The following is a 9,090-nucleotide window of genomic DNA, read 5'->3' on the forward strand; positions in this document are numbered from 1 at the left end:
CCCCGCCACGCCCACGAGCCGGTCAGGCGGGATAGGCGCGGATCTCGGCCGGTTCCACGGCGGCCCACAGCCGGTCACCGGGGCGCGGGCGGAGTTCGGCGAGGGTCGCGGTGGTGATGTCGGCCAGCGCGGGCGGCGCGCCGGCCAGCCGGACCCTCGTGGTGTGGGCGTGCTGCTCCATGCCGGCGGCGGTGACCGGCCAGGTGTTGGCAGCGGCACCGGGGCGGGTGGCGTGCAGGGTGACCGCGTTCGGGGCGAAGGTGACCAGCACCGGGCCGCGGGCGGGGCGGGCCAGGGTGAGGCGACCACCTTCGGCCAGGTCGACGGTGGTGCCGGCGGCGGTGCCGCAGTAGAGGTTGAGGCCCACCAGGTCGGCAACGTACGGCGTGCGGGGGTGGCGGGCCACCTCGACGGGCGGGCCCTCCTGCACGACGCGCCCCCCTTCCAGCACGACCAGGCGGTCGGCCAGCACCATGGCGTCGACCGGGTCGTGGGTGACCAGGACCGTGTGGCCGGCGAACGCGTCGAGGTGGCTGCCCAGGTCGGCGCGGACCTGGAGGCGGGTGGCGGCGTCCAGGGCGGCCAGGGGTTCGTCCAGCAGGAGCAGCCGCGGGTCGGTGGCCAGGGCGCGGGCGAGGGCGACGCGTTGGGCCTGGCCGCCGGACAGGGCACGGGGTTTGCGGCCCGCGTGCCCGGCGAGGCCGACGCGGTCGAGCCAGGTGCGGGCGGTGGCACGGGCGTCGGCCTTGCGGGCGCCGCGGGCGCGGGGGCCGAACGCGACGTTGTCCAGGGCGGTGAGGTGGTGGAACAGCAGGTAGTCCTGGAACACGACGCCGGTCGGGCGGTGCTCGGGCGGCACGAACGCGCGCGGCGGCTCGTCCCACGCGCGGCCGTCCAGGCGCAGGTGGCCGTCGGTCAGCGGGAGCAGGCCGGCCAGGGCGCGCAGGGCGGTGGTCTTGCCGGCCCCGTTCGGGCCGAGCAGGGCGACGACCTCGCCCGGTGCGACGGTCAGGGCCAGGTCGAGGGTGAAGCCGCCGCGGGTGGCGCACAGGTGGGCGTCGAGGGTCACGTGGCCGTCCTGATCCAGCGGTCGCGCAGACCGGCGAGCACCGCGACGGAGACCAGCAGGAGCACGACGCTGAGCACGATCGCGGCGTCGGGGTCCGTTTCCAGGGCGAGGTACACGGCCAGCGGCATGGTGGTGGTCTCGCCGGGGAAGTTGCCGGCGAACGTGATGGTGGCCCCGAACTCGCCCAGCGCCCGGGCCCAGCACAGGACGGTGCCGGCGACCAGCCCGGGCAGGATCGAGGGCAGGGTGACGCGGCGGAAGGCGTGCCAGCGCGACGCGCCGAGGGTGGCGGCGGCTTCCTCGTAGCGGGGGTCGGCGGCGCGCAGCGCGCCCTCGACGGAGATGACCAGGAACGGCATGGCGACGAACGCCTCGGCCACGACCACGCCGGCCGTGGTGAAGGGCAGCGAGACCCCGAACCAGGCGTCGAGGTGCTGCCCGACCACGCCGCGCCGGCCGAGCACGAACAGCAGCGCCACCCCGCCCACCACCGGCGGCAGCACCAGCGGCACGGTCACCAGGGCGCGCAGGACACCGCGACCGGGCACGTCGGCGCGGGCCAGCACCCAGGCCAGCGGCACGCCCAGCACCACGCACACCACCGTGGCCAGCGTCGCGCACACCAGCGACAGCCGCAGCGCCTGGCCGACCGCGGGGCTGAACAGCTGGGCGGGCAGCGTCCCCCACGGGGCGCGCAGCAGCAACCCCACGAACGGGACCAGCAGGAACGCCAGGCCCACCAGCGCGGGCAGCACGAGGACCAGCGGCGTCCGGCCGCGCACCGCCCGCCTGCGGACGCGGGTCACGGTGCGAGGAACCCGGCTTCGGTGAGCACCGCCCGGCCCCGGTCGGACAGCACGTGGTCGACGAACGCCCGGGCCCCGGCCGCGTTCGGGGCCTTGGCCAGCGGCGCGATCGGGTAGTCGTTGACCGCCTTATCGGCCTCCGGGAACCCGATCCCCTCGACCTCGTCACCCGCGGCCTCGACGTCGGTCGCGTAGACCAGGGCGGCGTCGACCTCGCCGAGCCGGACCTTGGTCAGCACCGCCTTCACGTCCTGCTCCAGCGTGTCCGGCCGCGGGGTCACGCCGGCGGCCTCGAACGCCTTCTTCGCCGCCGCCCCGCAGGGCACCTGCTCGGCGCACAGCGCGATCTTCGTCTCGGCCTCGCCGAAGTCGGCCAGCCCGGTGATCCCGGCGGGGTTGCCCCGGGGCACGACGATCCGGAGCTCGTTGCGCACGAAAGTGGTGGGGGTGGCGGTGACCGCGCCGGTGTCGGTCACCTGCCGCATGTTCGCCGGGGACGCGGAGGCGAACACGTCGGCCGGCGCGCCCTGGTTGATCTGCCGGGCGAGCGCGGAACTGCCCGCGAAGTTGAACTTCACCGCCGTGCCGGGGTGGGCGGCCTCGAAGTCCCTGCCCAGCTCGGTGAAGGTCTCCGTCAGCGACGCGGCGGCGAACACGGTGATCGCGCCCGTCACGCCGGACGACCCGGTGGCGGGCGACCCGCTCCCGCTCGCGCCGCAGCCGGCCAGGGACAGGGCGGCGGCCACGGCCACCGCGACCACGCGTGCCGTGCGGGGCATGCTCACGCCTCCGGGATCTCGACGACGACGTGGGTCGACTTGATGGAGGCGACCGCGACGCTGCCGACCTCCAGGCCCAGCTCCTCGGCCGACTCGCGGCTCATCAGCGACACGACCCGGAACGGCCCGGCCTGCATCTCGACCTGCGCCATCACGCCGTCCTTGAGCACCCGGGTGACGATGCCGCGCATCCGGTTGCGCGCCGACGCGGCCACCGTGACGCCCGGCTCGGCGGCCTCGGCGGCGCGCTGGGCGAACGCCGCCAGCTCCGCGCCCTCGACACCCTTGCGCCCGTTGTCCAACTGGACCGCGGCCAGGCGTCCTTGATCGATCCACCGGCGCACGGTGTCGTCGCTGACCCCCAGCAGCGCGGCGGCTTCGCTGATCCGCAGATTCGGCACGAAGGGCAGCTTATCCCCGCAGACGCGCGTTCGCCCAGGAACTCGGATTCGCGGCACGGATCGCTGCTCGATTCCGCGCGTGCGGGTACCGGGCTGCCCACCACACGCGTTCGCGGATTGTGACCGCACTGCCGGACGCCGCGGAGGTGCGGCAGCGGATGCCCACATCGGCGACACGGGCCGCTCGGCGAGCGCGGAAGCCGATGACACGGGCCTCGGCGAGTGCGGACGCCGGTGGCGGAGACACGAACCCGGCGGTTGGCGACCGCGGACGCCGGTGGCGTCCGTAGCGACGGTTCCCCGCCCGGAGGAGGCGAACGACCGGGCGGGGAACCGCTTCAGGGCCTACGGCATCAAGAGCACGGCGTGCCGTTCAGCGTCGGTGACGAGAACGGCGGTGTGGCGCCGTTGTAACTCGCGTTGTACCCGACGGTCGTCTGACCGCCGGTCGCGAGGCTGCCGTTCCAGGACGCGTTGACGACACGGACCGCGTCTCCCGTGTCGGTCCACGTCCCGTTCCAGCCCTGCTGGACGGTCACACCCGGCGCGGAGAAGGAGAGGGTCCAGCCGTTGATGGCCGCGCCCCGGTTCCCGATGACGATCTCGCCGGTGTAGCCGCCCGACCACTGGCTGACCACGCGGTGGGTCACCGTGCAGCCGCCGCCCGGGTTGTTGCCGGTCGTGGTGGTCCTGGTGGTGGTCCTGGTGGTGGTGCTGGTCGTGGTCGACGTCGGGCCGGCCGCGATCGCCAGGTCGTACGCGCGCTGGGGCACGAACTGACCCGCGGGCGCGATGCAGCCGTCCGCCTCGCCCGGCAGCTTGACCCACAGGAACGCGTCGATCCTGGAGTCGCCCGTGTTCGTCGTGCTGGGCGTGCCTATCGCCCGCCCCGCCGGGTCGCACCACTCGGTGCCCAGCGGGCCGTTGCCGTTGCGACTGGTGTCGATCACGGCCTTCAGCCTGCTGTCACCCAGGGCGTTGAGGATGTTCTTCGTGTAGGCCACCTCGTCGGGCGTGCTGCGGTAGTTCGACACGTTCGACGCGATGCCGTCGGCGCTGTTCGAGACGTCGGCGGCACGCAGCCGGTTGGCCGCCTCCGACGGGCTCAGCCAGGCCGAGTTGCCGATGTCGAAGTACACCTTCGCCTGCCCCGAGCCCGCCTTGAGCCGCTTGCCCGCGTAGGCCATCGACGCCCTGGTCTCGGCCTGCTGGCTCGCGCTCTGGCAGTTGCTCATGATCGGCAGCACGTCCGGTTCCAGGATGATCGACGCCGGGCGACCGGCCAGGCCCGCCGCCACCTCGTCCACCCACGCCCGGTAGGCCGAGTGCGACGGCGCGCCGCCACCGCTCGCGCCACCGCAGTCGCGGTTGGGGATGTTGTAGACCACCAGGATCGGGATCTTGCCCGCCGACGCCGCCGCGCCGACGAACGAGCTGACCTCCGAGCGCACCGTCGAGGTGTTGGTGGTGGTGTACCACCGGGCCTGCGGCACCGACGCGATCCGGTCCCGGATCACCGGGGCCCGCCAGTCGCCGGGGTTGGCCGCCACCCACTTCGCGCTGGAACTCGACGGGTCGACGTAGAACGCCGACTCGGCCGCCTGCGCCGGCACGCCGCCGCTCACCGCCAGGGCCGTGGCCGCGGCCACGAGCGCGCCCGACAGCAGCGCCCCGGCCGTGGCCTGCTTCCTCCGCGTCATCGCGCCTCCCCTCAGAGGGCCGGGTAGGCGTTCTGGACGAGGGAGGTGAACCCGGCGGGGAACCACGCGCCCGCGTGCGGGGCCCCGGCCATGGCGCCGGTCAGGTTGCCGCCGTTGGCCTGGTCGTCGCCCCGGTAGTTCGGGTCGCACATCGGGTCGTGCTGCTTGCCCTCCTCGTTCGGGCCGTCGGTCTTGGTGGCGATGCCGTCCGACTCGCCCGGCGGCTTGATCCACACGTAGGCGTCGAAGCCCGCCCGCGGCGCGGCGGTCGGCCGCTCGCCGATGCCGGCACCGGCCTGGTTGCACCAGTTGCCCCGGTGGAGCTTGCGGTCGATGCGGCCGGAGTTGACGTAGGCGTCCACGGTGGAGCCGCTCGCGCCGCTGGGCCGGTTCGGTCCGCCCCAGCCGTTGCGGGAGGTGTCGATCAGCATGCCGATGCCGCTCGGGAAGCCGGCCGCGATGAACCGGTTGCGCATCTCGGTGCCGAAGTCGGCCTCGTCGAAGTACGGGTTCCACTGGTAGAACGTCGCGGACCGCAGCTGCTGGCTGCCGACGGTGAGGTTCGGGTCCGGCAGGTTGGGCTCGTCGGTCGGCGAGGTGTTGGCCATGTTGGACACGAACCCGTCAACGCTGTTGACGCCCTTCGTGGTGCCCTTGATGGTGTTGGCGATCAGCTGCACCGCCGGGCCCATGTTCGAGTCCCAGCCCAGCCAGCCCGAGTGCGCGATGTCCACGTAGTTGTAGACGTTCGGGATCGCGCTGAGCTTGTTCAGGGCGTACTGGATGCCCTGCACGTAGGCGCCGCTCGAGTTGGCCTCGGCGCACTTGGGCTTGCTCAGGTTCGTCACGAGGTTGGGCAGCGAGTCGGGCTCGATGATGCCGACGATCCGCAGGCTGCTGTACTTCGGGTCGGCCAGGATCGCCGCGATGGGGTCGATGTACTCGGCCTTGTACCGGGCCAGGCCGTTCTCGCTGACCTTCAGCTCGCCGTTGGACGCCAGCGCGGCGCAGTCGCGGTTGGGCAGGTCGTAGACCACGACCTGGATCACCACCGGCGTGCTGCCGCCGGCCGCCTGCCGCAACGCCTCGTCCAGGTGGCCCCGCAGGCCCCGCCCGGCGGTGATGGCCCCGATGCGGTCCATCCACACGGCGGTGGAGTTCTGGGCGACCTTGCGCATGGCGGTGCCCAGCGCCCCGCCGGTGGCGTCGGCCAGGCTGGTGACGTTCGCGACGTAGTCCGGGTTCAGGTAGCCCTTGGCGCCCACGTACGGGTTGGCCACGTGCTCACCGGGCCGGGGCGTGGTGGTGGTCGTGGTCGTCGTGGTGGTGGTCGTGGTCGTGGTGGTCGTCGTCGACGTGGACGTCGAGGTGGACGTCGACGTCGTCGTGGTGGGGCCGGTGCCGCCGCACGTGGTGCCGTTGAGCTTGAACGACGCGGGGATCGCGTTCGTGCCGGAGTACGAGGCGTTGAAGCCGAAGCTCGCGCTGCCGCCGGTGGGCAGCGACGCCGCCCACTCCGGGTTCCTCGCGCTCACGTGCTGGCCGGACTGGGCGTAGGTGGCGCTCCAGCCGTTGGTGATCCGCTGGTTGTTGGGGAAGTCCCACTCCAGGGTCCAACCACCGGAGATCGCGTCGCCGAGGTTCTTGACCGTGACGTTCGCCGTGAAGCCGGTGTCCCACTGGTTGACCCGGTAGTCGACCGAGCAGCCGGGGGCGGCGCTGGCTGACGTGGTCGCCAGCACCAGCAGCCCCGAACACAGGGCCAGGGCGGCGGCAGCGGCGCCGCCGCGTGCCAGTTTCGTTGTACTCATTCAGGTCCTCGCAGCGTCGGTGCTGTGCGGATTCGGGGGGGTCTAGCTGTGGGAGCGCTCCCAGACTTGCGGTTGCTCGACGCGCCGGCTCACGCCGGTGGTCTCGCCTTTCGGTGGAGTGCCTGATCAGGCCGCGGACCTCCCGCCGCCACACTCCTCCTCGACGGAGGGCGCGGTGTCGTCGACGGGCGGTCGCGGCGGAGCCGCGTGGCGGAACGCGGTTCGCGTGGCGACGGATTCGGTCGTCGAGTCAATCTAGTCGCGCGCCGCAATGTCGTCAATTACCGGAATGCTAAAATTGTGAGCGCTAACGTTAGCCATCAACGAATAGCGCGTACCCCGGTGCGCCGACTCCGGCAGGAGGCTCTAGCAGCGGAACAATCACGCGAAGCGCTTCACTCGACCCACTCGGAACTTCATGCAGTGGCCAAACTTTGTGTCCGGTTGTGTGCGCTCACAACGGCGGTGCGTCAGCCCGAGCCCCGGTAGTCGAACCAGTCGAAGGCCGCCACTCCGCGCGTGACGTACATGCCGGCCACCCGCCCGGAGGGTCCGGTGGCCACCTCGTCGGACAGGTACCGGCCGTCCAGCTCCGCGAGCGGGCCGGGATCGTCGTCCACGTAGAACGCGAGGGTGTCCGGGCCGGCCGGCTCGACACCGGCCGGCCCGTCGGTCGGCCGCACGAACGAGGGCGGCACCAGGTCGGTGGTGCGGGTGACCACGGTGAGCGTGAGCGGTCCGGGCCGGGTGGTCCGGCTCGCCACGACCTGGCGCACCGGGCCGATCCGGGCGACCACGTCCACCCGGCCGGGCACGACCTCGAAGTCGTAGTGGTGCGCCTCGTCGCGCCGGATGCTCAGGCCCGCCCGGACCGGCGCGCCGGCGTCCACCCGGACCGAGACGCGGGAGTCGGGGTGTCGCAGCCGGCGGCCGACGAACGTGCCGCCGGGCCGGTCGAGGGTGTCGCCGGTGGCGCGCAGGGTCAGCCAGCCGGGGCGTTCGGTCAACGACCACGACCCGGTTCGGCGTTCGCGCGGCGAGATCCACCACGGGGCGAGCACGAACTCGTCGAAGTCGTCCCGCACCTGCCACGGCTGGTCCTCCACCGGCGCGGGCGCCTCGCCCACGACGGGCCACCCGTCCTCCAGGCGCACGGGGGCCAGGAAGACCTCCTGGCCGAACGCGTGGAACCCCGACGGGTGGGCGCGCGTGCCCGGCAGCACCAGCCACCAGGCGCCGTCCGGCGTCGCCACGACGTCGGCGCGGCCCGCTCCCCCGACACCGCACGCGGGGCCGAGGTCGTCCGGCGCGGGTTCGAACGGGCCGCGGGGCGTCCGCGACCGGGCCAGGACGCGCGCGGTGCCGTGCTCGAACAGGTACCACCACTCGCCCATGCGGTGCAGGCGCGGCGCGCGGGGGTACCGGGCGTCCCACAACCGCCACGGCCCTTCCAGCACGGCGCCGGTGTCCGGGTCGATGCGCGCGACGTGGCCCTCCGACGTGGTGCACCAGCAGTCGCCGCGCTCGTCCCACGCCAGGTCGGGCGCGACGCCGGGCAGGTCCACCGGCACCGGGTCAGACCAGCGCCCGTCGACCCGGTCGGCGGTGACGAGGAAGTTGCCGCCCGCGGACGGGTTGGTCGCGATCAGCCGGAACCGCGCGCCGTCGTGGCGGAGGGTGGGCCCGTGCACCCCCCGGGACGCCGGCGCGTCCGGGGGCAGCCGCACCTGGCCCGGCCGGTCGAGCACGTTGCCGATCTGCCGCCAGCGCACGAGGTCGCGGCTGTGGAGGACCGGCACGCCGGGGAAGTACTCGAAGCTGGAGCAGACCAGGTAGTAGTCCTCCCCGACCCGGCACACGCTCGGGTCCGGGTGCGATCCGCCGATCACGGGGGTGCGCCAGGCGGGCACGGTGCTCCTCGCCGCGTCGAAGTGCGGGTGCACGGGCCGGGTGGACGCGCGGGTGGCGCTCAGACCCGGCTCCACTTCTGGTTGTTCTGGCCGTTGCAGGTCCACAGGATCAACGTGGTGCCGTTGGCGGTGCCCGCCTGGTTGGCGTCCAGGCACAGGCCCGCGTGGACGTTGCGGATGGTGCCGTCGGAGCCGAACGTCCACTTCTGGTTGTTCTGCCCGTTGCAGCTCCACGTGATGACGCGGGTGCCGTTGGCGGCCCCCTGGTTCTCGGCGTCCAGGCACTTGTCGCCGAAGACCCGGATCTCACCGCCCGCCCAGCTGGTCCACGCCTGGCTCGCGGCCGTGTGGCAGTCCCACAGCACGGTCGCCGCGCCGGCCGCGGTGGAGGAGTTCTGGACGTCGACGCACCGGTTCGAGCCGGTGCCGCGCAGGCGTGAGGTGGTGGCGGCGATCGGGCTGCCGCCCGACACCCGGAACACCGCCACGCCGTGCGCCGGCACCGTGGCCGAGATCGTCCCGCCCGACGTGGCGGTCGCGCCGGTCCACAGGTCGGTCAGGGTGAACGACCCGCCCGACAACCCCACCTGCGCCGCCGTCGTCGACACCGTCGC

Annotated in this window: 8 protein-coding genes; all 8 read right to left on the minus strand. The window is 73.3% G+C overall.

Annotated elements, in window-relative coordinates; genetic code table 11:
* Nucleotides 1–22 precede the first annotated feature (22 nt).
* Nucleotides 23–1,069 carry an ABC transporter ATP-binding protein gene (locus ACWEFJ_RS34570; RefSeq protein ID WP_449716327.1) on the minus strand — a complete coding sequence of 349 codons (1,047 nt, stop codon included), beginning with the start codon at nucleotides 1,067–1,069 and terminating at the stop codon, nucleotides 23–25.
* The gene (modB, locus tag ACWEFJ_RS34575) at nucleotides 1,066–1,875 is read right to left on the minus strand and encodes a molybdate ABC transporter permease subunit (protein WP_449716328.1); all 810 of its coding nucleotides are present in this window, start codon (nucleotides 1,873–1,875) and stop codon (nucleotides 1,066–1,068) included. Before modB ends, ACWEFJ_RS34570 begins: the two co-directional genes overlap by 4 nt.
* Entirely contained in the window at nucleotides 1,872–2,654 is a 783-nt protein-coding gene (gene modA / locus ACWEFJ_RS34580; RefSeq protein ID WP_449716329.1) for a molybdate ABC transporter substrate-binding protein, read from the minus strand. Before modA ends, modB begins: the two co-directional genes overlap by 4 nt.
* A gap of 2 nt (nucleotides 2,655–2,656) precedes the next feature.
* Nucleotides 2,657–3,055 (minus strand): TOBE domain-containing protein, encoded by a 399-nt coding sequence (locus ACWEFJ_RS34585; protein WP_378090304.1) that lies wholly within the window; start codon nucleotides 3,053–3,055, stop codon nucleotides 2,657–2,659.
* A 353-nt stretch (nucleotides 3,056–3,408) separates the two neighbouring features.
* On the minus strand, nucleotides 3,409–4,755 hold the full coding sequence (locus ACWEFJ_RS34590) for a glycoside hydrolase family 6 protein (protein ID WP_449716330.1): 1,347 nt from the start codon (nucleotides 4,753–4,755) through the stop codon (nucleotides 3,409–3,411).
* 11 nt (nucleotides 4,756–4,766) lie between these two features.
* A complete protein-coding gene (locus tag ACWEFJ_RS34595; RefSeq protein ID WP_449716331.1) occupies nucleotides 4,767–6,566 on the minus strand; it encodes a glycoside hydrolase family 6 protein in 1,800 nt (599 codons plus the stop codon).
* Between the two features lie 470 nt (nucleotides 6,567–7,036).
* The gene (locus ACWEFJ_RS34600) at nucleotides 7,037–8,551 is read right to left on the minus strand and encodes a family 43 glycosylhydrolase (protein WP_449716332.1); all 1,515 of its coding nucleotides are present in this window, start codon (nucleotides 8,549–8,551) and stop codon (nucleotides 7,037–7,039) included.
* On the minus strand, nucleotides 8,536–9,090 hold a 555-nt coding region (locus ACWEFJ_RS34605; protein WP_449716333.1), incomplete at its 5' end, for a ricin-type beta-trefoil lectin domain protein. The genes ACWEFJ_RS34600 and ACWEFJ_RS34605, both read right to left, overlap by 16 nt.

The organism is Actinosynnema sp. NPDC004786 (genome assembly GCF_053601135.1).